The organism is Tessaracoccus lapidicaptus, from assembly GCF_001693815.1.
GTDB classification, from domain to species: Bacteria; Actinomycetota; Actinomycetes; order Propionibacteriales; family Propionibacteriaceae; genus Arachnia; species Arachnia lapidicapta.
In genome coordinates, this window is sequence record NZ_MBQD01000021.1 from 174,130 (window position 1) to 196,253 (window position 22,124).

Consider the following 22,124-nt stretch of genomic DNA (forward strand, 5'->3'; position numbering starts at 1 on the left):
GCATCGTCGAGCTCGACCGACACCCGCGTCGAGCTCGCGCTCCGGCCGCGCCAGGCCAGGAGCCGTCGCACGACGGCGCGCGCCGCGAGCCCGACCAGGACGCCGACCAGCAGCACCGCCAGCCCGGTCGCGACGGCCTGCCAGGTGATGGGTGGAAGCTCGATCACGTCCCGGCTCCTTTCGTGGCTGCTCAGAGCCTACGACGCCGGGGACGGCACCGGGGTCAGGCGGGGGCGGCGGCCAGGCTGCGGCGGTCGCGGCGCCACATGCCGCGGGTCGAGTCCAGCACGTCGGTGACCGCGTCCCGGGCGGCGGCGACGACGTCGCCCAGTTGGCTGTGCCCGGGCCGCTTGTTGGGCAGGGAGTGGCGGAAGACCTTGGCCCACGCCGATCCCACCTGCTTGGGCAGCGGGCCGGTCACGTAGCGCAGCCCGTAGCGCTCCATCAGGGCCCGGACTCGCGGCGCGATCTGCGCGTAGCGGTTGCTCGGCAGGTCGGGGAAGAGGTGGTGCTCGATCTGGTGGGACAGGTTGCCGGTCATGACGTGCATGAACCGCGAGCCGCTGATGTTGGCCGAACCGAGCATCTGACGCACGTACCACTCGCCCCGGGTCTCGCCCTCGATGGACTCGGTCTCGAACGTCTCCACGCCGTCGGGGAAGTGGCCGCAGAAGATCACCGAGTGCGTCCACACGTTGCGGGCGGTGTTGGCGATGGCGTTGGCGAGCAGCGTCGACAGCGCCGACGGCCCGGACAGCAGGGGGTGCACCACGTAGTCCTTGCCCATCTGGGCGCGCAGCTTCTTCAGCACCTTCTTCAGGTCCGCCATGAAGACGTCCTTGTCCTTCGTACCGTCCTTGAAGCCCTTGACATCGAGGTCGTAGGCGGCGATGCCGTACTCGAAGAACAGGGCCGTGAAGAAATTGGTCACGGGCTGGAACACGTGATGGAGCTTCCACTCCTGATCCGGGTCGACGCGCAGGATGTTGTAGCCGAGGTCGTTGTCCATGCCGACGACGTTGGTGTAGGTGTGGTGCTCGACGTTGTGGGACTTCTTCCACTGTTCGGCGGGTGAGGCGAAGTCCCACTCCCAGGTGCTCGAGTGGATCTTCTCGTCGCGCATCCAGTCCCACTGGCCGTGGAGGATGTTGTGGCCGATCTCGGTGTTCTCGATGATCTTGGCCACCGTGAGTCCGGTGGTCCCGACGACGAACGCGGGCGGGAACTTCGAGAACAGCAGCACGACGCGGCTGGCGAGTTCGAGGGACCGCTGGGTGCGGATCATGCGCCGGATGTAGGCGGCGTCGGCGGCTCCGCGGCTCGCGAGGACCTCGTCGCGGATGGCGTCCAGCTCGCGGCCGATGTCCTCGATGTCCTCCGGTGTGAGGTGCGCGATGGGGTTGCGCTTCCCGCTGGCGGAGACCTCTGCGCGGGCCTCGGGGCGGGTGGTGGTGATGCGGTTGGTGCGGGTGGCTGATGCGGTCATGATGGCTCTCAAACTCGGAGGTGGCAGGGGCCGGCGGCGGCCGACACGCAGGTCTGGACGAGGACCGGATCTTCGGGATTGGCGGTGGTGACCTCGCCCGTGCGCAGGTCTCGCACGCTGCCGTCGGTGAGGGGCAGGACGCAGTTGAAGCAGATGCCCATCCGGCAGCCCGACGGCATGAGCACACCGGCGTCCTCACCGGCGGCGAGCAGGGTCGTGGCGGCGTCGGCCGCGACCGTGACCCCGGCGCCCGTGAAGGTGACCTCGCCGCCGTCGCCGACGGCGTGGATGCGGGGCCGGAACCGTTCGGTGTGCAGGCGTCCCGAGAGGCCTGCGGCGGCCCAGTGGGCTTCTGCGTCGTCGAGCAGTCCGGTGGGCCCGCAGACCCAGACGTCGCGGTCGCGCCAGTCCGGGACCACGCCGTCGAGGGCGGTCACGGGGAGGATGCCGTCGGTGGCGGTGAACCGGGTGACGAGGGAGATGCGGCCTTGGGCCGCGAGCGCGGTGAGGTCGCGCCGGAACAACATGTCGCCGCTGGTGGGGGCGGAGTGCACGACCACGACGTCCCGCGGGAGGGGATCGTTGCGGAGCATGCCCATGACGGGGGTGATTCCGCTGCCGGCGGTGAGGAAGAGGACCCTGTCCGGGGCGGGGTCGGGCAGTACGAAGTCCCCGGTGGCCTGGTCCAGCATGAGCACCGCGCCGGGGCGCAGGCCGTGGCGGACATGGTTGCTGACCCTGCCATCGGGGATGGCGCGGACGGTGATGGAGATGGTCTCGGCGCCGACGGGGCTCGTGATCGAGTAGGCGCGCCAGTGGCGCACTCCGTCGACGTCGACACCGATGCGCGTGTACTGCCCCGGGCGGTGCCCCCGCCACCCGCGGCCGGGCCGGATGAGGATCGTGGTCGCGGTGGGGGTCTCCGGGGTGACCGCGACGACCCGCCCCCGCAGGTCCGCGCCGGAGCGGAGCGGGTCGACCAGATCGATGAAGTCCTCGGGCAGCAGGGGCGTCGCGAGGGCCTCGGCCACCCGGCGCGCACCGCGACCCACGCGGGCAAGGGCGCGCTTGACGGAGGAGCGGTCCGCCTGTGGCGGGGCGACGACGTCGCCCGGTGAGGTCACTCCCCCAGGTTAACCTACGGTTGCGTAGGTTCAAGTGCTTCGGCCGTGAGGGTACGTAGGATCGGGGCATGGAGCGCAGCGTCGACGCCGTCGTCATCGGAGCGGGCCACCACGGGCTGGTGGCCGCGGCTCTCCTGGCGGACGCGGGCTGGGACGTCGCCGTGTTCGACGGCAGGCCGGTGCCCGGGGGCGCAGTGGCCCACCGGCACGTGGACGGATTCGTCGTCGACGAGTTCTCCTCCTGCTATCCCCTCGGCATGGCCTCCCCCGTGCTCCGGGACCTGGATCTCGAGGACCACGGCCTCACCTGGGCCGACCACCGGCCGGCGCTCGTGCACGTGGCCGACGGCACCGACGCCGAGGGCTCCGTCGTGGCGGCGACGGCGGAGGACACCGCCGTGGCCCTCGACGCGGACCACCCGGGCGACGGCGACGCCTGGCTCGCGCTCGTGTCCGGCTGGCGGCGGGTGAGGGAGCCCCTCATCGCGGCCCTGCTCACCGACTGGCCCCCGGTGCGACCCGGCGCGCGCCTCCTCCGCACGCTCGGCGGGTCGGGGCTGCTGGACTTCGCCCGCTTCGCGCTGCTGCCCTCGGACCGCATGGGGCAGGAGTGGTTCGGTGGCGGGCGGGCCCGCGACCTCCTGGCCGGCAACGCCATGCACGCCGACGTGTCTCCGCTGGCCCCGGTCAGCGGGCTGATGGGGTTCATCATGACGATGCTGGCGCAGGATGTGGGCTTCCCGGTGCCCCGCGGCGGCGCCGGGCACCTGGCGGGCGCGCTGGCCGCCCGCGCCCGCGCCGCCGGGGCGGTCGTCCACCTGGAGTGGCCCGTCGCCGGCATCAGCGTCACCGCCGGCCGTGCCGACGGCGTGCGCCTGGCCGACGGCACGACGGTCCGGGCGCGCCGCGCCGTGCTGGCCGACGTGTCCGCGACCGCCCTCTACCGGGCCCTCCTGCCCGCGGACGCGGTGCCCAGCGGCCTGCTGCGCCGGCTCGACCGGTTCGCCTGGGACCCGCCCACCCTCAAGCTCAACCTGCGGCTCGACGCCCCCATGCCGTGGCGGGCGGCCCGGGCGGCGGGCGCCACCGTCGTGCACGCCGGGCACTCCTCGCGGGGGCTGGCGACCTGGCACGCGGAGATCGCCACCGGGCGGGTGCCCGCGCGCGCCTTCGCGTTGGTGGGGCAGATGACGACGGCGGACGCGTCGCGCTCGCCGGCAGGCACCGAGTCGCTATGGGCCTACACGCATCTCCCACGCAGCGGGCCGGCGGGCGCCGCCCGGTCGCTGGACACCCTCGAGGCCCTCTTCGACGACCTCGCCCCAGGCTGGCGCGTCCTCGAACGCGGACGCTGGGTGCAGACACCCGCTGATCTGCACGCCGCCGACCCGAACCTCGTCGACGGCGCCCTCGGCTCCGGCACCACGCAGCTGTTCCAGCAGGGCCCCTGGCGGCCGCTGGCCGGGCTCGGGGGGCCCCTCACCCATGTGGAGGGTCTGTACCTGGCCTCGGCAGCCACGCATCCGGGCGGGGGCGTGCACGGCGGCGCCGGCTACTCCGCCGCCCGGGCTGCGCTGCGGGGGGCCCGCTGGTGGTCGCGACCGGTCGGGCGGGCCACCACCAGGGTCCAGCTGTGGCTGCAGCGTCGCGATCCGGACTTCTGACCTGCAGCGCGGGGCTCAGCCGTGGGGATGGACGGTGAACCGCGACACAGCGGTCGCCTCGCTCACCTGCACCACCCTCGCCCGCTGATCCTCGCACCGCTCCACCATCGACTGGCAGAAGGCCTTGTCCAGGCGCTCGTCGACGTCGGCGAGCACCACGAGGGTCTCCCACATCATCTGCTGCGCCCGCACGGCGGCGGCCAGCGCGTCGAGTTCCGTCTGGGTCATCAGCCCGTCGTGGTTGCGGGTGGGGTTGAGCGGGTTGAGCCGGCCCGCCGCTTGCACCAGCCCGGCCACCATGTTGCGGGCGGTGCTGACCTCGTAGCCGAGGTCCTCGATGAGGTCCGCGACCGTTGAGTGCGACTCGGCCAGCTCGTCATGGAGCCGTTCGAAGGTGGCGGCGTAGGGCGTGCCGGCCCACGTGTCCGCCGCCGCCTTGAACGCCTTGACCCCCGCATCCGCCGCGACGAGATGCTGATTGAGATAGGCGGAGTACTTGTCGTGATCGAGTTCGACCGCCATGGCGACCTCCTGTGTCGGTGTCGTCCCAACCTAACCCGTCGGCACCGACACGACCTGGCCGTTGGCGAACTCCACCCACGCGACGTCGCGGTGGCCCCGGCCGGCCAGGACCGCGAGGAGGATGCGCAGCGTGTCGCCGTGCGAGACGACGGCCAGGTGTTCGTCGTGGCTGTGGCCCGATCGCAGCTCGGCGACGAACGCGCTGAGCCGGCCGTGCACCTCGGCCACCGATTCTCCCCCGCCCCAGCGCACCTCACTGATGTGGAGGCCGTCCGGCACGGGTTCCTCGGTCAGGTCGTCGTAGCTCATCCCCTCCAGCGACCCCAACGCCTGTTCCCGCAGCAGCGCGCTCGTGCGCAACGGGGCGCCGTGCCGCGCCGCGATGACCTCCGCGGTCTGGACTGCGCGCAGCTGATCCGAGGCGACCACCCCCGTCAACGGCACGCCGTCGAGGACCCGGGCCGCCGCCTCGGCCTGGCGGAGGCCGAGCGCCGTGAGCGGGACATCCATCCGTTGGCCCTGCAGGCGGCGCTCCAGGTTCCACGTCGACTGGCCGTGCCGCACCAGGTGCAGGATCACCGCCTCACCACCCGCGGCCCGTCGGCCCGGGCGACGGCTCCGCCGCGCCGTCGTGGTAGGGCTCCGCGCCCCCGGGCCAGGACCTCGCGGACCGGCCGCTGATCCAGCGGTATCCGACGGTGAGGCCAGCCGAGGCCCGCTCGATGCCGGCGATATCCGGCCGGGTGTCGGCGGCCGCCAGGACCATGTTGCCGAACCGCTTGCCCTTCTGCACCACCGGTTCCATGCCGATGATCAGGTGTGGCCAACGCTCGGCCAGCCCGGCCGCGAGGCGCTTGGCCCAGGCGAACGGAGCACGGTCCGTGACGTTGTAGATCACCACCGCCTCCTCGCGCCCGACACGCCGCAGCTCGTCGAGGCACTCGGCCGTCGCCAGTTCCCCCGGCACCTGGGAGCCGTCGAAGGCGTCGACGATCACCACATCGGCCCACGCCTCGGGCATCGCGGACAGTCCCGCCCGCCCATCGACGTCGCGCACCTTGATGCCGGAGCGCGACGGCAAGGGGATCTTGCGCCGCACCTCGTCGGTGAGCTCGACATCGGGTTCGCACACGACCTGCGCCGTCCCCGGGCGGCGCCACGCCACCCATCGCGGGATCGACATGCCCGCCCCGCCCAGGTGGACGATCCGCAGGCGCCGGTCGGCGGGGGCGCCGAGGACGGTGTGGTCGAGCACCATGGCGATGTGCTGGACGTACTCGAACGCCAGGAAGTCGGGCCGGGCGGGGTCGACCCAGGACTGCGACGTCAGGCCGAAGCGCACCCAGAACGCGCCCGGGGTGTCCCGGTCGGGGATGAGGCGCTCCATTCGCCCGAGCCTAGCCCGCGTAGACTCCGGCTCGCCATGAGCATCTCCCGTCGCATCCTCGCCCTCGCCGTGCCCGCCTTCGCCGCGCTGGTGGCTCAGCCGCTCATGATGCTCGCGGACACGTGGATCGTCGGACACCTGGGCACGGTGCCGCTGGCCGGTCTGGGGATCGGCAGCGGCCTGCTGACGACCGTCACCGGGCTGATGATCTTCCTCGCGTACGGGTCGACGGCGGTCGTGGCCCGCCGGATCGGAGCGGGACAGCGCGCCGACGGCATCGGGCTGGGCGTGCAGGCCATGTGGTTGGCGGCCCTCCTCGGCGCCGTCGTCGGCGTGCTCGTCTGGGCTGCGGCGCCGTGGCTGGCCACGGCCCTCGGCGCCGACGGGGAGGTGCGCACCCAGGCGGTGACCTACCTGCGCTGGTCCATTCCGGGGCTGCCCGGCATGCTCGTCATGCTCGCGGCCACCGGCACCTTCCGGGGCCTCGCCGACGCCAGGACCCCGCTCGTGCTGTCCATCGGCAGCGCGGCCCTCAACCTCGTCCTCAACGCCGCCCTGGTGTTCGGGCTCGGGATGGGCATCGCCGGCGCCGCGCTCGGCACCGCGGCCGCCGAGACGACCTTGGGAGCCACCGCCACCGCCCTCGTGGCTCTCCAGGCCCGCCGGGCCGGCGCGCGGATGCGGCCGTCACGGCGAGGCATGGCCGGAAGCCTGGCCGTCGGGACGCCCCTCCTGCTGCGCACGGTGACACTGCGGATCGCGCTGCTCATCACCACGTACGTCGCGGCCGCGCAGGGTGCGGCCGGCCTGGCGGCGCACCATGTGGTCATGCAGGTGTGGGGGCTCATGGCGTACGCGCTCGACGCGCTCGCGATCGCCGGCCAGACCATCATCGGCACGGCTCTCGGCGCGGGCGACGCGGGGGAGGCCCGCTCGTCGACCCGCCTGATGACCTGGTGGTCGGTCGCAGCGGGTGGGGTCATCGGCGTCGCCGCGGCGCTGCTGCGCCAGCCTGTCGCGGCCTTCTTCGCGCCCGACGACGACGTGCGGGCACTGGTCGCGTGGCTGCTCGTCATCGTCGCGGCGACACTGCCGCTGGCCGGCTACGTCTACCTGCTCGACGGCGTGCTGATCGGCGCGGGCGACGGCCGCTACCTCGCTGCTGCGGGCGTCGTCACCGTGGTGGCGTACGCGCCGGTGGCGCTGCTCGCGCTGACCGCGGCCCAGGGGCGGCAGGGGCTGACGTGGCTGTGGATCGCGTTCACCGTGGTCTTCATGGGTGCGCGCGCCGTGACGCTGGGGCTGCGGGCGCGCGGCGACCGCTGGCTCCGGCTGGGCGGCTGAGGGGTCCTGCCGGTACACCGCAGGACAGGGCCTCCCTCGGATCGCGGTGAGGGGGTGAGATGGTTGGTGGCGTGTGCACCAGGCACGCGCACGTGAACTGAGGAGATATCCATGCGTGGAGTCATCATGTACGGCCACGGCGACGTGCGCGTCGAGGACCGCGAGCGGCCCTCCCTCGTCAAGCCCACGGACGCGATCCTGCGCGTCACGGCCTCCTGCATCTGCGGATCCGACCTGTGGCCCTACCGCGGGATCGAGAAGCAGGCCGGGCCCACGCCGATGGGCCACGAGTACGTCGGGGTGGTCGAGGAGGTGGGAAGCGACGTGCGCACGGTCAAGCCCGGCGACTTCGTCGTGGGCTCCTTCTTCGCCTCCGACAACACGTGCGAGATCTGCGCCTCGGGGTATCAGACGCACTGCGTGCAGCGCGAGGCTGCAGCGTCGACGGGCGCGCAGTCGGAGTACCTGCGCGTCCCGCTGGCCGACGGCACGCTGGTGGCCACCCCGGGCGTGCCCGACGACGACCTGGTCCCCTCGCTGCTGGCCGCCTCCGATGTGCTCGGCACCGGCTGGTTCGCCGCGGTGGCGGCCGAGGCCGGACCCGGGAAGACGGTCGCGGTGGTGGGAGACGGCGCCGTGGGCCTCCTGGGCATCCTGGCCGCCCGGCAGCTGGGCGCCGAGCGCGTCATCGCCATGAGCCGGCACGCGGACCGGCAGGACTTGGCCCGGGAGTTCGGCGCGACGGACATCGTCGAGGAGCGCGGCGACGAGGGTGTCGCCCGCATCAAGGAACTCACCGACGGTCTGGGTGCCCACTCGACGATCGAGGCGGTCGGCACGCAGGAGTCGATGCTGCAGGCGATCCGCGCCACCCGCGCGGGCGGGCATGTCGGCTACGTGGGCGTGACGCACGACGTCAGCCTCCCTGGCATGGAACTGTTCTTCTCGGGCGTCCACCTGCACGGCGGGCCCGCGCCCGTGCGCCGGTTCCTGCCCGACCTCATCGATCTGATCTGGCGCCGGGAGATCGACCCGGGAAAGGTGTTCGACCTCACGCTCCCCCTGGATCGGGCGGCCGAGGGCTACACCGCGATGGACGAGCGTCGCGCGATCAAGGTGCTGCTGACTCCCCCCACCGCTGGCTGAGGAGCCGCGCAGCGGCCTCCCCACCGCTGGCTGAGGTGCCGCGCAGCGGCCTCGAAGCCTCGAGAACATGACCCTGTCAACCCACGTTTCTCAGGCTTCGAGGCTCGTCGCTGCGCTCCTCGCTCCTCAGCCAGCGGGGAGGACGCGCGCCTGCCGCTTTCTGCCATTGTTCGGCATTGCGGCGAAATACGTGACTCCGCGTACTCCTCGACCGGCTTGAGGGCGGCGGGTAGCGTCGACCTCATGCGACGACTCGCCCCTGCCGCCCTCGCGCTCGCCGGTCTCGCCGCCTGTTCGGGCCCGGCAGACTCCCCGACCCCCGCCGGCACCGTCGCCTCGAGCCCCGCCTCCTCGTCGGCCGCGGGCGGGCCCTCCCCCTCAGCCACCTCATCCGCGTCAACATCAGCAGTTCCGACGACGCACGAGTTCGTCGTGACCGAGCATGAGGCGTTCGACGAGCCCTGGGCCCTGGCGTTCCTGCCCGGCACCGACACCATGGCGATCACGCAACGTGGCGGGGCGCTCGTGCTGCGCGATCCCGACGGCGCCGTGCGGGAGGTCAGCGGCGTCCCGGACGTGGCGGTCGCGGGGCAGGGCGGCCTCGGCGACATCATCCCCGGGCCCACGTTCGACGACGACGGCACCGTCTACCTCTCGTGGGTGGAGCGGGGCGACGGGGGCTCAGGCGCCGTGGTCGGCCGCGGCCGACTGGACGTGGCCGGGGCAGCCCTCACCGGCGTCGACGTCATCTGGGAGCAGACCCCCAAGGTCAACGGCGACGGCCACTTCTCGCATCGCCTGCTCATCGACGGCGACCACCTGGTCGTCAGCTCCGGGGACCGCCAGAAGTTCGACCCGGCGCAGGACATGGGCGGCAACCTGGGCAAGATCGTGCGCCTGACACTCGACGGTGCCCCGGCGCCCGGCAACCCCTGGGCCGACGAGGGAGGGGTCGCGGCGCAGTTCTGGAGCATCGGGCACCGCAACCCGCTGGGGTTGGCCCTTGACGCCGACGGCCGGCTGTGGGCCTCCGAGATGGGCCCGCAGGGCGGTGACGAGCTCAACCTCATCGTCGCCGGCGCGAACTACGGATGGCCGGAGGCCTCCAACGGCTCGCACTACGGCGGCGGCGACATCCCCGACCACGCGCCGGGCGACGGCTTCGAGCCGCCGAAGGCTTTCTGGACGCCCAGCGTCTCCCCTGGCTCTCTGCTGATCTACGACGGCGACCTCTTCCCGGCCTGGTCCGGGGACGCCTTCCTCGGCGCTCTGTCCGGCGAGGCGCTGATCCGGGTGGACCTGGAGGGCGAGTCGGCGACCGTCGCGGAGACCTGGCCGATGGGGGCGCGGATCCGCGCTGTGGCCCAGGCACCCGACGGCGCGATCTGGCTGCTGCAGGACGGCGACGGCGGCCGCCTGCTGGAGCTGCGCCCGGCCTGAGTCAGGGCTGCAGTCGCGTCACGTGCCAGCCGTCCGCGAGCCGCCGGCAGGATACCCGGTCGTTGAGCCGACTGGCCTGACCCTGCCAGAACTCGATCTCGTCGACCAGCACGCGGTAGCCGCCCCACGACGGCGGACAGGGCACCTCCGCGTCGTCGGCGAAGCGCCGCGCGGCGGCCTCGACCGCGGCCGCCAACTCCTCACGCGACCCCAGCGGGCGCGACTGGTGGGACGCCCACGCCCCGATCTGACTGGCCCGCGGCCGGCTGCGGAAGTAGTCCTCGTTCTCCCGCTCCGTCAGCCTCTCGACCGCGCCGACCGCCCTCACCTGCCGCATCAGGGTCGGCCACCAGAGGTTGACCGCGGCGGCGGGCGTCGCGGCCAGCTCCTCGCCCTTCGGCGAGTCGTAGTGGGAGAAGAAGGTCAGCCCGGCCGGGCCCGCGTCCTTGAGCAGCAGCACCCGGCTGCGCGGACGCCCGTCGACGCCCACCGTCGACACCGTCATCGCGGTGGGCTCGGGCTCCTGCGCGGCCAACGCGTCGGCGAGCCAGCCGTCGAGGAATGCCCACGGATCGAAGCCGGTGAGGTCCGCCGGCAGCGGCTCGCCGGCGTAGTCGCGGCGGATGTCACGCAGGGTCGTGTTCATGCCTCCATCCAACCAGCCAGGGATCCGCGCCGGCGGTCCCCCACCCTGTTCGCAGCCGCTATCGTCCAGCACAGGAGGTTCCCATGAGCTACGACATCCTGGTCTTCGATCCCGACTCCGTGCCGCGCGACGTCGACGCGTTCCTCGCGTGGACCGAAGGCATCGGCTACGGCGGCGCCGGGGTCGATCTCGACGACCCCGAGAACGGCACGGTCGCGCTGCGCAGCTGGTACTCCGACTTCACGCAGAGCTTCCCGCCCGTCAACGGCCCGCTCGCCGACGCCGACGACGGGACCACGACGTACCGGTGCGGATCGTCGTTCACGCTGGCGCAGTGCCCCGACGACGAGACCGGCCGGGCGGTCGAGGCGGCACGCAACCTCGCCGCGAAGCACGGGGTCGGGTTCTTCGATCCGAACACCGACGACGACCCCATCTTCCCGGTCGATCGTCCGTAGACCCTGGTCGGACGGCCTTCCGGCAGGGCGGGAGTACGCTCGTGGCATGGCCAACGAGGACATGCGCATCGGCGATCACGAGCGCGACGAAGCGATCACGCTGCTGCAGGAGCACATGTCCGCCGGCCGGCTGACCACAGACGAGTTCAACGAGCGGATGTCGCGGGCGCTCGAGGCCCGCACCTGGCGTGACCTCGGCGTCCTGTTCACCGACCTCCCGGGGCGCCGCCCCATGCCCCCGGATGTGCCCACCCCCGCGGTCCCGGCGCCCGGCATGGGCTGGGTGGCCCCCGCTCCGACCTACGGCGCCTCCCCCGACACCCCCGAGGTGCGCCAGCACGGCGGCAAGCCCTGGTATTCACAGTGGTGGATCCTCATGGTCGCCATCCTGGTGACCACGATGTCCAGCGGGCGGCTGGGGTTCCTCCTGCCCGCGGTGGCCATCTGGATCTGGGTCATCGCGCCGGCGCTCGACCGCGAGCGGCAGCGCCGGCGGCCGGCCGTGTCCGCCCCGCCCCGCCCCTTGACGTTCTACGAGCGCGAGGAACTGCTCGACGAGATCCGCGCCGGGCGCCCGATCTCCGCCGTCAAGCGCTACCGGGAGCTGACCGGCGCGGACCTCTACACCGCCAAGATGACCGTCGACGCCCTGCGCCGCGAGATCGGCCGCTGACACGGCGGAACCGGCCGCGGGTGGGTTCCCACCACCAGCGACCGGTTCCGTGGAACGGCTCAGACCTGCGCGATCCCGTCGCCCACCCGGTCGAACCGGACGGTCTGCCCGTCGTGGATCTCACCGGCGAGCAGCCCGCGCGCCAACTGGTCCTCGATGGTGGTCTGCACGAGCCGGCGCAGCGGCCGGGCGCCGTAGACCGGGTCGAAGCCCACCTCTCCCAGCCACTGCTTCGCCGCCGCCGACACGTCGATCGAGATGCGCCGCGACTCCAGCCGCCGGTTGAGCTTGGCGATCTGGATGTCGACGATCTGTCCCAGCTCCTCCGTCGTCAGCGCGTCGAAGAGCACGACGTCGTCGAGCCGGTTGAGGAACTCCGGCCGGAACGCCTGCCGCACGACCCCCATGACGGCGTTGCGCTTCTCCCCCGGCTCCATGTGCTGGTCCGCCATAAACTGCGACCCAAGGTTCGAGGTGAGGATGAGCAGCGTGTTGCGGAAGTCGACCGTGCGACCCTGGCCGTCGGTGAGGCGGCCGTCGTCGAGGACCTGCAGCAGGATGTTGAACAGATCCGGATGCGCCTTCTCCACCTCGTCGAGCAACACGACGGAGTAGGGGCGACGGCGCACGGCCTCGGTGAGCTGCCCGCCCTCCTCGTAGCCGATGTAGCCCGGAGGCGCCCCGACGAGGCGCGCCACGGAGTGCTTCTCCGAGTACTCGCTCATGTCGATGCGCACCAGCGCCGTCTCGTCGTCGAAGAGGAAATCGGCCAGCGCCTTGGCCAGCTCGGTCTTGCCGACACCGGTCGGTCCGAGGAACAGGAACGACCCCGTGGGCCGGTTGGGATCCGAGATCCCGGCCCGCGACCGCCGCACGGCGTCCGACACCGCCTTGACGGCGGCCCGCTGCCCGATCAGGCGCTCGCCGATCCGCTCCTCCATGTGGAGCAGCTTCTCGGACTCCCCCTGCAGCAGGCGGCCGACGGGGATGCCCGTCCAGGCGCCGACCACCTCGGCGATGTCCGGCGCGCCGACCTCCTCGGAGACCATCTGCGTCGTCGTGTCCTCGCTGGCCTCCGCCTCGGCGAGTTCTCGCTCGGCCGCGGGGATGTCGCCGTAGAGGATCTGCGACGCCCGGGTCAGGTCGCCCTCACGCTGGGCGCGATCCGCCTCGACCCGGAGCTGGTCGATGCGCTCCTTGAGGTCGCCGACGCGGTTGAGTCCGCTCTTCTCCGATTCCCAGCGGGCCTCGAGCCCGCGCAGCTTCTCCTGCGCGTCGGCCAGCTCGGCGCGCAGCGCCGCCAGCCGCTCCCGCGACGCCTCGTCGTCCTCCTTCTCGAGGTGGAACGCCTGCATCGTCATCCGGTCGACGTCGCGGCGGAGCATGTCGATCTCCTCGGGCGAGGAGTCGATCTCCATCCGCAGCCGCGACGCGGCCTCGTCGACGAGGTCGATGGCCTTGTCCGGCAGCTGCCGAGACGTGATGTAGCGATCCGAGAGGGACGCGGCCGCCACCAGCGCGGAATCGGTGATGCGCACCTTGTGGTGCGCCTCGTAGCGCTCGCGGAGCCCGCGCAGGATCGCGACGGTGTCGTCGACCGACGGCTCACCGACGTAGACCTGCTGGAAGCGGCGTTCCAGGGCCGGGTCCTTCTCGATGCGTTCCCGGTACTCGTCGAGCGTCGTCGCGCCGATCATGCGCAGCTCACCGCGCGCGAGCATCGGCTTGAGCATGTTGCCCGCGTCCATGGCGCCCTCACCCGACGCGCCCGCCCCGACGACGGTGTGCAACTCGTCGATGAAGGTGACGATCTGGCCCTCGGCGTCGCGGATCTCGTTGAGCACGGCCTTGAGCCGCTCCTCGAACTCGCCGCGGTACTTCGCCCCCGCCACCATCGACGCGAGGTCGAGCGAGACGAGGCGCCGGTTCTTCAGCGAGTCCGGGACGTCGCCGGCCACGAGGCGCTGCGCGAGGCCCTCGACGACGGCGGTCTTGCCGACGCCGGGCTCACCGATCAGGACGGGATTGTTCTTGGTGCGCCGGGCCAGCACCTGGACGACGCGGCGGATCTCGGAGTCCCGCCCGATGACCGGGTCGAGCTTGCCGGAGCGCGCCCGCTCGGTGAGGTCGATCGAGTACTTGTCGAGGGCGGACTCGCCGCCCTCAGACTCGGCCGACGTCACACGCTTGCCGCCGCGCAGCTCCTCGAAGCGTTCCTTGAGGGCCTCGGCCGTCACTCCGGCGCGGTCGAGGATGGTCTTGGCGTCGGAGGGCACCATGGCCAGGCCGATCAGCAGGTGCTCGGTGGCGACGAAGTCGTCGCCCAGCGAGTCGGCCAGCGTCTCGGCCGAGGCCAGGACGCGCGCGAACGGGCCGGACAGCGCCGGCTGCGACACCGACGAGCCGCTCGTGGAGGGCAGTCGGCCGATGGCCGCGTCGGCCGCGGCGTCGACCTGCGCCGGATCCGCGCCGGCCGCCGTGAGCAGCGCGCCGACGGTGTTGTCAGGGGTCAGCAGGAGTCCGTGCAGCAGGTGCACGGGCTCGGTGTTCGGGTTGCCGTGCGTGAGGGCCTGCCGGACCGCCGCCGTGACGGCGTCTCGGGACTTCGTCGTGAGCTTCTCGGTGTTCATGCGGATGGTCTCCTCAGAGTCAGGAATGCAAGTTGAGTCTACCTCACTCAACCTGATGTCGGGAGCCGGTATTCCCGCGGACCCTGGGGCGGCCCGGTAGCCTCGGAGCCGTGATCAAGCGCACCGAGGACCCCGCCGACCTGCCCGTCGCCCCCGATCTCCCGGTCGACGACTCCGCAGAGGAGGAGATGCCTGAGATCAGCTTCGACGAGGCACGGTTCGCCGCCCGTCCCGCCCGGCTGCGGCCCCGCGCCCGCCGTCGCCAGGTGGACGAGAGTCCGATCACACCCCCGTTCGAACCATCGGGCGCCAACCGCGCCTACGTCGAGTGGCTGGAGGAGCAGTCGATGCTGCACGACGCCGAGAAGGTGTCGCGGCAGCTGGCCGGCAAACACCTCATGTGGTCCAACCCCTACGCGCACCCGGATCCCCGGGCCGCCGTGCAGCGGGCCTCCGTCTGGTACACCGCCTACCCGCTGTCGCACATCACGACGCCGGGGCAGTCCTTCCTGTCCTCGCTGGGCGCGACCGAGTTGTGGGACGCATTCTCCGCCGTCGGGATCGACGCCGTCCACACGGGCCCGGTCAAGCTGGCCGGCGGACTCGACGGCTGGGACCTGACGCCCAGCGTCGACGGCCACTTCGACCGCATGTCCATGGCGATCGACCCGCTGTTCGGCACCGAGGACGAGTTCCGCGACATGTGCGAGACCGCCGCCCGGCACAACGGCACGATCATCGACGACATCGTGCCCGGCCACACGGGCAAGGGCGCCGACTTCCGCCTCGCCGAACTCAACTACCGCGACTACCCGGGCATCTATCACATGATCGACATCCCGGAATCGGCGTGGCACCTGCTGCCCGACGTGCCCGAGGGCAGGGACTCGGTGAACCTCACGGCCGAGGCCGAGCTGGCCCTCGCGGACGAGGGCTACATCATCGGCGCACTGCAGCGGGTGATCTTCTACGAGCCGGGCGTGAAGGAGACCAACTGGTCCGTCACGCCCCCCATCCGCGACTACAAGGGGACGCTGCGGCGCTGGGTCTACCTGCACTACTTCAAGGAGGGCCAGCCCACCATCAACTGGCTGGACCCCACCTGCGCCGGGATGCGTCTGGTCATGGGCGACGCGCTGCACTCACTGCTGGACCTCGGCTCGGGCGGCCTGCGCCTCGACGCCAACGGGTTCCTCGGCGTCGAACGCTCCTTCGACCGGTCGCCGGCCTGGTCCGAGGGGCACCCGCTCTCCCAGGCGGCCAACCAGCTCATCGGCTCGATGGTGCGCAAGGTGGGTGGCTTCACGTTCCAGGAACTCAACCTGGCCATCGACGACATCCAGCGCACCAGCGCCGTCGGCCCGGACCTGTCGTACGACTTCATCACGCGCCCGGCCGCGCAGTTCTCCCTGGCCACGGGCGACACCGAGTTCCTGCGGCTGGTCCTGCGGGAGGCCATGGACATCGGCGTGGACCAGGCCTCGCTGGTGCACGCCATGCAGAACCACGACGAGCTCACCTACGAGCTGGTGCACTTCGCGGCTGCCCACCGCGACGACATCTACACCCTGGGCGGCGTCGACTACCGGGGCCACGAGCTGGCCGAACACATCCAGCAGACGATGCGCGACCTGCTGACCGGGCCCGCGGCCCCCTACAACTCGGTGTTCACCCAGAACGGCATCGCCAGCACCACGGCGTCGATCATCACCGCGTCCCTGGGCGTCACCGACCTCGACACCCTCACCGACGCAGACATCCGGCGCATCGCCTCCGCCCACCTGCTGCTGTGCATGTACAACGCCTGGCAGCCGGGCGTGTTCGCCCTGTCCGGCTGGGATCTGGTCGGCGCCCTCCCGCTGGAGCGCGACGCGGTCAAGAGCCTGATCAGCACCGGCGACACCCGATGGATCGAGCGCGGCGCCTACGACATCCTCGGCGTGGCGCCCGAGGCGAAGAAGTCGCCGTCGGGCATGCCGCGGGCCCGCACGCTCTACGGGCCGCTGCCGGAGCAGCTGAAGAAGGACACGTCCTTCGCGTCGCGGCTGGCGGCGATCCTCAAGGTCCGCAAACGCAACGGGCTCGCGACCGGGCGCCTGCTGGACGTCCCCGAGGTGGGCCACCGGGCGCTACTGGTGCTGGTGAACGAGCTGGAGATCGGGGCGGTGCAGATCACCGCGCTGAACTTCGGTGGGGACCGCATCGAGGCCAGAGTGCAGTCGGACTTCCTTCCGGCGGGCCGCGTCTTCGACCTCAGCACGCGCCGCAAGGTGGGCACCGTCGACGACCTGGGCGGCTTCACCGTCGACCTGCCTGCGTTCGGCGGTCTGGCGATGATCATCCGCGACTGAACCCCCCAGCGCGGTCCCGCCTGGTGACACAATCGACGCATGTCTGAGGCCCGGAACAGAGAAGGCGCCAAGCTCGCGATCGTGGGCGCCGGCGCGGTTGGATCGTCGTTGGCCTACGCGGCCCTCATCCGGGGCGTCGCCCGGCACGTCGTGCTCCACGACATCAACGGCGCGAAGGTGCGCGCCGAGGCCCTGGATCTGGCGCACGGCGGCCAGTTCCTCCCCGAGGCGGTGGTCGAGGGGTCGGACGACGTCGACATCACGCGCGGCGCCGACGTCGTCGTCGTCACCGCCGGGGCCAAGCAGAAGCCCGGCCAGACCCGCATGGACCTCGCCGGCTCGACGGTGTCGCTGATGGAGAAGGTGATCCCGCCTCTGGTGGAGCGCTCGCCGGACGCGACGTTTCTTATGGTCACCAACCCGGTCGACGTCACCACGCAGGCGGCGTTGAAGATCAGCGGGCTGCCCACCAACCGGCTGTTCGGTTCCGGCACGGTGCTGGACTCGTCGCGGCTGCGCCAGCTCATCGCGACCACCTGCGACGTCGCCGTCGGCAACGTCCACGCCTACGTGTGCGGCGAACACGGCGACACCGAGACCCCTCTGTGGTCGACCGCGACCATCGGCGGTGTGCCGCTGACCGAGTGGGAGCGCACGACGGGCCGGCTGGGCGCGGCGGAGCGTGACGAGATCGCCCACCGCGTCGTCAACGCGGCCTACGAGGTCATCGAGGGCAAGGGCGCCACGAACTACGCCATCGGCCTCGCCGCCACCCGCATCATCGAGTCGATCCTGCGCGACGAACGTCGCGTGCTGCCGGTGTCGCGAATGCTGGACGGCTGGCACGGCATGTCGGGCGTCTGCATGGCTGTCCCCACGGTCGTCGGGCGGGACGGCGCCGGCACCCAGCTGGAGCCGCCGTTGTCGGCCGACGAGCTGCAGCGGCTGCGCACGAGCGCGGAGCACATCCGCTCGATGGCGGTCGGGCTCGGCTTCTAGCGCAGGACGGCGACGACGTCGTGGCGGGGGCCCGCGTCGTCGGTCCAGCGGCTGACGAGCGAGCCGATGACGTCCTCCGGGGTGGGGGCCGCGCGGGTCAACAGGCGCATGATCTCGAGACGGCCACCCTCGCCCGCGACCACCCCGGTGCCCTGCACCGTCATGGTGAGCGGGAGCTCGTCGCCGTGCACGTCGCGGATGTCCGCCTGCGTGTCGCCCTCGCGGATCACCCGGGTGGCCTCGGCGACGAACACCGGGTCGGTCTGCGCGTCGTAGCAGTAGCGCAGGCCGAGTTCCGAGTGATCCAGCGTGCCGATGAGGTCGCCGCCGTCGAGCGGTGCGGAGCGCCACGTGACGGGGACGAAGTAGTAGTCCCCTGAGGTGGTCACGACCATGCAGTCGAGCCCCACGGCGCCCGCCGGGTCGACGAACCGGAAGAACGCGGCGCGCGAGAGCTGCTCGGGGTCGCCGTCGAACCACGGCTGGCGCGGGAGCCACCCCGCCAGGAGCTCCATCTTCGACGGCGTCAGCGTCGCCCCGACGTGGACCTCGGCCGCCCCGCTCACGAGGCCACCTCGACGCCGTAGCGCTTGGCGGCGCGCGCCTGCGCCTTGAGGCGCTCGGCCTCGCGGTCCTTCGGCGGGGCGGTGGTCACCAGATGGTCGAGGAGGTCGGTCGTGATGGCGGCCACCGCCTCCACCGCACGGGTGAAGGCCTCCTCGTTCGCCTGACTGGGCTTCGTGGTGCCCGCCACCTTGCGGACGTACTGCAGCGCGGCCGCGTGGACCTCGTCAGGCGTGGCCGGCGGCTCGAAGTTGTTCAGGGGCCGGATGTTGCGACACATGTCCCAACCCTACGCCGCGCTGGTGCCGCGGCACGACCCTCAGCCGCGCACGGCGAACAGCTCGAGGGCCCGCTCAGCGGCGGCGCGGAAGGCGGCGTCGTCCGCCCCCGCCACGTGCGCCGCGGCGCAGGCGGACGCCCAGGCGACGGTGTCAAGCGCGCCGCGGTCCTCGAGGATGCCCGTCGCAAGGCCGGCCACGAAGGCGTCCCCCGCGCCCACCGACAGTCGCGGGTGCGCCACGGGGCAGGATCCGAGGCGGACCTCGCCGTAGTCGAGGAAGGCGACGCCGTCGGCCCCGCGAGTGATCACCGGCAGCCCGACCCCCGCCTCGGCCAGCACCCACAGATATCCGGCCAGGTCGGGGGCGTCGCCCAGGGCCGTGACCTCCTCGTTGTTCGGCTTCACGGCGGCCAGCACCCCGGTGCCGACCGCGGCCGCGAGATAGGGCCCCTGGTTGTCGGAGACGACCCGCGCGCCGCGCTCGGCCAGCGCGCGGACGGACTCCGCGAGGGCCTCCGGCGGCAGCGCCGCGGGGATCGAGCCGTTGAGCGTGACGACGTCACCGGCGCGCGCGTCGTCGACAACCATGCGCAGCAGCGTCTCGGCGGGTGCCGCGGAGGCGAGCTGGTATCCCGGGGACACCATGTGCGCCGCGACACGGTCCTCCATCATCAGCGTGAGGTTGTGCCGGGTGCGGCCGGGCACCGCGACGGGATGCACGACGACCCCCGCCGCCTCGACGGCGCCGACATGGTGCGCCTGCTCCCGCTCCCCGATGAGGTAGTAGGCGTGGGCCGGCACCCCGCACGCGACCGTGCGGCGGGCCACGAACACACCCTTGCCCGACGGCTGCGACTCGAACGCCCGCGCCTTCTCGACGCCGCCCCACGTCACGCCGTCGACGAGGAAGTGGTCGTCGAATCCGGTGTTGAACGTCACCGTGCGCACCACCGGGCCCATGGTTCTCCCTCCGCGCCGCGTCGTCGTCGGCGACGCAACCAACCTAGCGATCCCCCGCCCGCACCGCTCCCCCGCCGCCGCATCTGCCACGATGGGGGCCATGTTGGCGCTTGCGAAGACGCGGCCGGGTCCGGGACTCGAACTCATCGAGCTCCCGCGCCCCACCCCGAGCCCGAACGAGGTCCTGATCCGCGTCCTGCGGACCGGCATCTGCGGCACGGATCTGCACATCGACAGCTGGGACGGCTGGGCAGCGCAGGTCGTGCGGACGCCGCTGGTGCTCGGCCACGAGTTCTGCGGGGAGATCGTCGAGCTGGGGTCGTCGGTGACCGGGCTCGAGGTCGGGCAGTTCGTGTCCGGCGAGGGGCACTACGTGTGCGGCCGTTGCCGCGCCTGCCTCGCCGGGCGGCGTCACCTCTGCAGCAACACCCGGGGCATCGGCTACCACGTCGACGGCGCGTTTTGTGAGTACTTCGCGATGCCCGCCGGGAACGTGTGGGTGCACCACACGCCGGTGGACCCGGATGTCGCGGCGATCTTCGACCCGTTCGGCAACGCGGTCCATGCCGCGCTGCAGTTCCCGGCGCTGGCCGAGGACGTACTCGTCAGCGGCGCCGGCCCGATCGGGATCATGGCGGCACTGGTGGCGAAGTTCCAGGGGGCGCGCAACGTCGTCATCACCGACCTCGGGGACGAGCGCCTGGAGCTCGCACGGAGCGTCGGGCTGGCGAACACCGTCAACGTGTCGCGGGAGAACCTCGCGGACGTCTACGAGCGGTTCGACATGCACGAGGGCTTCGACATCGGGCTGGAGATGTCCGGCTCCGGCGCGGCGCTGACATCGATGATCGAGCACATGACGCACGGCGGCCGGATCGCCCTGCTCGGCACACCCACCAAGCCGCTCGAGGTGGACTTCGCCACCATCATCTTCAACATGCTGACGATCCAGGGCGTGACCGGCCGGCAGATGTTCGAGACCTGGTACGCCATGAGCGCCCTGCTGCGCTCGGGGCTGGACATCTCCGGCGTCATCACGCACCGCTTCCCGGCGTCGTCGTTCCGGGAGGCGTTCGATGTCGCGGCGGGCGGGCACGCCGGCAAAGTCATCCTGACCTGGGACGAATGAGGACACCATGGCATTCCTGGACCACATCCGCGGCGAACTCGCGCAGCTGCGCGCCGACGGCCTGTACAAGACGGAGGCGCCGCTGACGACGGCGCAGGCGGCGCACGTCGGGACGCCGTCGGGCGAGGTGATCAACCTGTGCGCCAACAACTACCTGGGGCTGGCCAACTCACCGGTGCTCATCGACGCCGCCAAGAAGGCCTACGACCGGTGGGGCTTCGGCATGGCGTCGGTGCGGTTCATCTGCGGCACCCAGACCCTGCACCAGGACCTCGAGGCACGCCTGACCGGGTTCCTGCGCTCCGGCCCCGAGGGCCACGACGGCTGGGACACCATCCTCTACTCGTCGTGCTTCGACGCCAACGGTGGCCTGTTCGAGACCCTGTTCGGCGCCGAGGACGCCATCATCTCCGACGAACTCAACCACGCCTCCATCATCGACGGCGTGCGGCTGAGCAAGGCCGCCCGCTACCGCTACCGCAACCGCGACATGGCGGACCTGCGAGCACAACTGGAGGCGTCGCGGGGGGCGCGGCATCGGGTGATCGCCACCGACGGCGTGTTCTCGATGGACGGGTTCGTGGCGCCGCTTGACGAGATCTGCGCGCTGGCCGACGAGTACGACGCGCTGGTCATGGTCGACGACTCCCACGCGGTGGGCTTCGTCGGCGAGACGGGCTCGGGGACGCCGGAGCGCTTCGGGGTCATCGACCGCGTCGACATCCTGACCGGGACGCTGGGCAAGGCCTTGGGCGGGGCCTCCGGCGGCTACACGTGCGCGCGGTCCGAGGTGGTCGAGCTGCTGCGGCAGAGGTCGCGGCCGTACCTGTTCAGCAACTCGCTGGCGCCGTCGATCGTGGCGGCGACCATTGCCTGCCTGGATCTGCTGGAGACGTCGTCGGCGCTGCTGGAGCGGCTGGCGGAGAACACCGCCTACTTCCGCCGCCGCATGGTCGAGGAGGGGTTCGAGATCCCCGAGTCGGACCATCCGATCGTCCCGGTGATGCTCGGCGACGCCGTGCTGGCCGGGCGGATAGCCGACGAGGTGCTCGCCCGCGGGGTGTATGTGCGGGCGTTCTCGTTCCCCGTCGTGCCGAGGGGCGCCGCGCGGATCCGGACCCAGATGTCGGCCGGGCTGTCGCGGGCGGACCTGGATGCGGCGATCGCGGCGTTCGTCGCGGCGCGCGCCGCCGTCGGTTCGTCCTGACGCCTGTCCCCGGTCCCGACGCCTGCCCCCGGTCCCTGACGCCTGCCTCCGGTCCCGACGCCTGCCTTGGATCACGAAGCGCCTGCCTTCCGTGGCGACGCCTGCGCTGGAGGG

The 22,124-nt window shown here is 71.9% G+C and carries 20 protein-coding genes; 10 read left to right on the plus strand and 10 right to left on the minus strand.

What is annotated here, in order from left to right; all coding sequences use genetic code 11:
- Window positions 1–223: 223 nt before the first annotated feature.
- Window positions 224–1,486 (minus strand): fatty acid desaturase family protein, encoded by a 1,263-nt coding sequence (locus tag BCR15_RS07820; RefSeq protein ID WP_078919783.1) that lies wholly within the window; start codon window positions 1,484–1,486, stop codon window positions 224–226.
- Between the two features lie 8 nt (window positions 1,487–1,494).
- Window positions 1,495–2,610, minus strand: a complete 1,116-nt coding sequence (locus BCR15_RS07825) for a ferredoxin reductase (RefSeq protein WP_197971705.1) — start codon at window positions 2,608–2,610, stop codon at window positions 1,495–1,497.
- 68 nt (window positions 2,611–2,678) lie between these two features.
- Between BCR15_RS07825 and BCR15_RS07830 the strand changes: the two genes are divergently transcribed.
- Window positions 2,679–4,274 (plus strand): phytoene desaturase family protein, encoded by a 1,596-nt coding sequence (locus BCR15_RS07830; protein ID WP_068751639.1) that lies wholly within the window; start codon window positions 2,679–2,681, stop codon window positions 4,272–4,274.
- A 15-nt stretch (window positions 4,275–4,289) separates the two neighbouring features.
- Here the strand turns inward: BCR15_RS07830 and BCR15_RS07835 are convergent, their stop codons facing one another.
- The 3 genes from BCR15_RS07835 to BCR15_RS07845 are packed head-to-tail and all read right to left on the minus strand — an operon-like array spanning window position 4,290 to window position 6,183.
- Window positions 4,290–4,796, minus strand: a complete 507-nt coding sequence (locus BCR15_RS07835) for a hypothetical protein (RefSeq protein WP_068751640.1) — start codon at window positions 4,794–4,796, stop codon at window positions 4,290–4,292.
- A 30-nt stretch (window positions 4,797–4,826) separates the two neighbouring features.
- Entirely contained in the window at window positions 4,827–5,375 is a 549-nt protein-coding gene (locus BCR15_RS07840) for a histidine phosphatase family protein (protein ID WP_068751641.1), read from the minus strand.
- Between the two features lie 4 nt (window positions 5,376–5,379).
- A complete protein-coding gene (locus BCR15_RS07845) occupies window positions 5,380–6,183 on the minus strand; it encodes a spermidine synthase (protein ID WP_068751642.1) in 804 nt (267 codons plus the stop codon).
- Between the two features lie 36 nt (window positions 6,184–6,219).
- On the opposite strand from BCR15_RS07845, the gene BCR15_RS07850 reads away from it, so the two are divergent.
- The 3 genes from BCR15_RS07850 (at window position 6,220) to BCR15_RS07860 (ending at window position 10,113) form a co-directional block, all read left to right on the plus strand.
- Window positions 6,220–7,527 (plus strand): MATE family efflux transporter, encoded by a 1,308-nt coding sequence (locus BCR15_RS07850; RefSeq protein ID WP_068751643.1) that lies wholly within the window; start codon window positions 6,220–6,222, stop codon window positions 7,525–7,527.
- A 111-nt stretch (window positions 7,528–7,638) separates the two neighbouring features.
- The gene (locus BCR15_RS07855; RefSeq protein ID WP_068751644.1) at window positions 7,639–8,673 is read left to right on the plus strand and encodes a zinc-dependent alcohol dehydrogenase family protein; all 1,035 of its coding nucleotides are present in this window, start codon (window positions 7,639–7,641) and stop codon (window positions 8,671–8,673) included.
- Window positions 8,674–9,105: 432 nt separating this feature from the next.
- The gene (locus BCR15_RS07860; RefSeq protein ID WP_256094517.1) at window positions 9,106–10,113 is read left to right on the plus strand and encodes a PQQ-dependent sugar dehydrogenase; all 1,008 of its coding nucleotides are present in this window, start codon (window positions 9,106–9,108) and stop codon (window positions 10,111–10,113) included.
- 1 nt (window position 10,114) lies between these two features.
- Here the strand turns inward: BCR15_RS07860 and pdxH are convergent, their stop codons facing one another.
- On the minus strand, window positions 10,115–10,759 hold the full coding sequence (pdxH, locus tag BCR15_RS07865; protein ID WP_068751646.1) for a pyridoxamine 5'-phosphate oxidase: 645 nt from the start codon (window positions 10,757–10,759) through the stop codon (window positions 10,115–10,117).
- Between the two features lie 83 nt (window positions 10,760–10,842).
- Between pdxH and BCR15_RS07870 the strand changes: the two genes are divergently transcribed.
- Window positions 10,843–11,217: a hypothetical protein gene (locus BCR15_RS07870; RefSeq protein WP_061613549.1), complete on the plus strand. Its 375-nt coding sequence runs from the start codon at window positions 10,843–10,845 to the stop codon at window positions 11,215–11,217.
- Window positions 11,218–11,263: 46 nt separating this feature from the next.
- Entirely contained in the window at window positions 11,264–11,890 is a 627-nt protein-coding gene (locus BCR15_RS07875; RefSeq protein ID WP_068751647.1) for a DUF1707 SHOCT-like domain-containing protein, read from the plus strand.
- Window positions 11,891–11,949: 59 nt separating this feature from the next.
- Here BCR15_RS07875 and clpB read toward each other — a convergent pair whose 3' ends face one another.
- Complete coding sequence (gene clpB / locus BCR15_RS07880; protein WP_068751648.1) at window positions 11,950–14,520, minus strand: ATP-dependent chaperone ClpB; 2,571 nt, start codon at window positions 14,518–14,520, stop codon at window positions 11,950–11,952.
- A gap of 110 nt (window positions 14,521–14,630) precedes the next feature.
- On the opposite strand from clpB, the gene treS reads away from it, so the two are divergent.
- Both treS and BCR15_RS07890 read left to right on the plus strand, forming a co-directional pair.
- Window positions 14,631–16,871, plus strand: a complete 2,241-nt coding sequence (gene treS / locus BCR15_RS07885) for a maltose alpha-D-glucosyltransferase (RefSeq protein WP_228383448.1) — start codon at window positions 14,631–14,633, stop codon at window positions 16,869–16,871.
- Between the two features lie 39 nt (window positions 16,872–16,910).
- Window positions 16,911–17,870 carry an L-lactate dehydrogenase gene (locus BCR15_RS07890; RefSeq protein ID WP_068751649.1) on the plus strand — a complete coding sequence of 320 codons (960 nt, stop codon included), beginning with the start codon at window positions 16,911–16,913 and terminating at the stop codon, window positions 17,868–17,870.
- Here BCR15_RS07890 and BCR15_RS07895 read toward each other — a convergent pair.
- From BCR15_RS07895 to BCR15_RS07905, 3 genes are read right to left on the minus strand one after another with little or no spacing between them, the layout of a single operon-like run.
- Window positions 17,867–18,436 carry a maltokinase N-terminal cap-like domain-containing protein gene (locus tag BCR15_RS07895; RefSeq protein WP_068751650.1) on the minus strand — a complete coding sequence of 190 codons (570 nt, stop codon included), beginning with the start codon at window positions 18,434–18,436 and terminating at the stop codon, window positions 17,867–17,869. The two genes, BCR15_RS07890 and BCR15_RS07895, sit on opposite strands and share 4 nt — an antisense overlap.
- Window positions 18,433–18,714, minus strand: coding sequence for a DUF2277 domain-containing protein (locus BCR15_RS07900; RefSeq protein WP_068751651.1), 282 nt, complete (start codon window positions 18,712–18,714; stop codon window positions 18,433–18,435). The genes BCR15_RS07895 and BCR15_RS07900 overlap by 4 nt, the downstream gene beginning before the upstream one ends.
- Window positions 18,715–18,753: 39 nt before the next feature.
- A complete protein-coding gene (locus BCR15_RS07905) occupies window positions 18,754–19,674 on the minus strand; it encodes a PfkB family carbohydrate kinase (RefSeq protein WP_068751652.1) in 921 nt (306 codons plus the stop codon).
- Window positions 19,675–19,774: 100 nt separating this feature from the next.
- Between BCR15_RS07905 and tdh the strand changes: the two genes are divergently transcribed.
- The gene (gene tdh, locus BCR15_RS07910; RefSeq protein WP_068751653.1) at window positions 19,775–20,803 is read left to right on the plus strand and encodes an L-threonine 3-dehydrogenase; all 1,029 of its coding nucleotides are present in this window, start codon (window positions 19,775–19,777) and stop codon (window positions 20,801–20,803) included.
- Between the two features lie 7 nt (window positions 20,804–20,810).
- Window positions 20,811–22,010 (plus strand): glycine C-acetyltransferase, encoded by a 1,200-nt coding sequence (locus BCR15_RS07915; protein WP_068751654.1) that lies wholly within the window; start codon window positions 20,811–20,813, stop codon window positions 22,008–22,010.
- The last annotated feature ends 114 nt before the right edge of the window (window positions 22,011–22,124 follow it).

Bases quoted from the DNA above. Each gene is read 5' to 3' on its own strand.
- BCR15_RS07820 (WP_078919783.1), bottom strand. From the start codon at position 1,486: ATGACCGCATCAGCCACCCGCACCAACCGCATCACCACCACCCGCCCC.
- BCR15_RS07830 (WP_068751639.1), top strand. From the start codon at position 2,679: ATGGAGCGCAGCGTCGACGCCGTCGTCATCGGAGCGGGCCACCACGGG.
- BCR15_RS07835 (WP_068751640.1), bottom strand. From the start codon at position 4,796: ATGGCGGTCGAACTCGATCACGACAAGTACTCCGCCTATCTCAATCAG.
- BCR15_RS07845 (WP_068751642.1), bottom strand. From the start codon at position 6,183: ATGGAGCGCCTCATCCCCGACCGGGACACCCCGGGCGCGTTCTGGGTG.
- BCR15_RS07850 (WP_068751643.1), top strand. From the start codon at position 6,220: ATGAGCATCTCCCGTCGCATCCTCGCCCTCGCCGTGCCCGCCTTCGCC.
- BCR15_RS07855 (WP_068751644.1), top strand. From the start codon at position 7,639: ATGCGTGGAGTCATCATGTACGGCCACGGCGACGTGCGCGTCGAGGAC.
- pdxH (WP_068751646.1), bottom strand. From the start codon at position 10,759: ATGAACACGACCCTGCGTGACATCCGCCGCGACTACGCCGGCGAGCCG.
- BCR15_RS07870 (WP_061613549.1), top strand. From the start codon at position 10,843: ATGAGCTACGACATCCTGGTCTTCGATCCCGACTCCGTGCCGCGCGAC.
- BCR15_RS07875 (WP_068751647.1), top strand. From the start codon at position 11,264: ATGGCCAACGAGGACATGCGCATCGGCGATCACGAGCGCGACGAAGCG.
- clpB (WP_068751648.1), bottom strand. From the start codon at position 14,520: ATGAACACCGAGAAGCTCACGACGAAGTCCCGAGACGCCGTCACGGCG.
- BCR15_RS07890 (WP_068751649.1), top strand. From the start codon at position 16,911: ATGTCTGAGGCCCGGAACAGAGAAGGCGCCAAGCTCGCGATCGTGGGC.
- BCR15_RS07900 (WP_068751651.1), bottom strand. From the start codon at position 18,714: ATGTGTCGCAACATCCGGCCCCTGAACAACTTCGAGCCGCCGGCCACG.
- BCR15_RS07905 (WP_068751652.1), bottom strand. From the start codon at position 19,674: ATGGGCCCGGTGGTGCGCACGGTGACGTTCAACACCGGATTCGACGAC.
- tdh (WP_068751653.1), top strand. From the start codon at position 19,775: ATGTTGGCGCTTGCGAAGACGCGGCCGGGTCCGGGACTCGAACTCATC.
- BCR15_RS07915 (WP_068751654.1), top strand. From the start codon at position 20,811: ATGGCATTCCTGGACCACATCCGCGGCGAACTCGCGCAGCTGCGCGCC.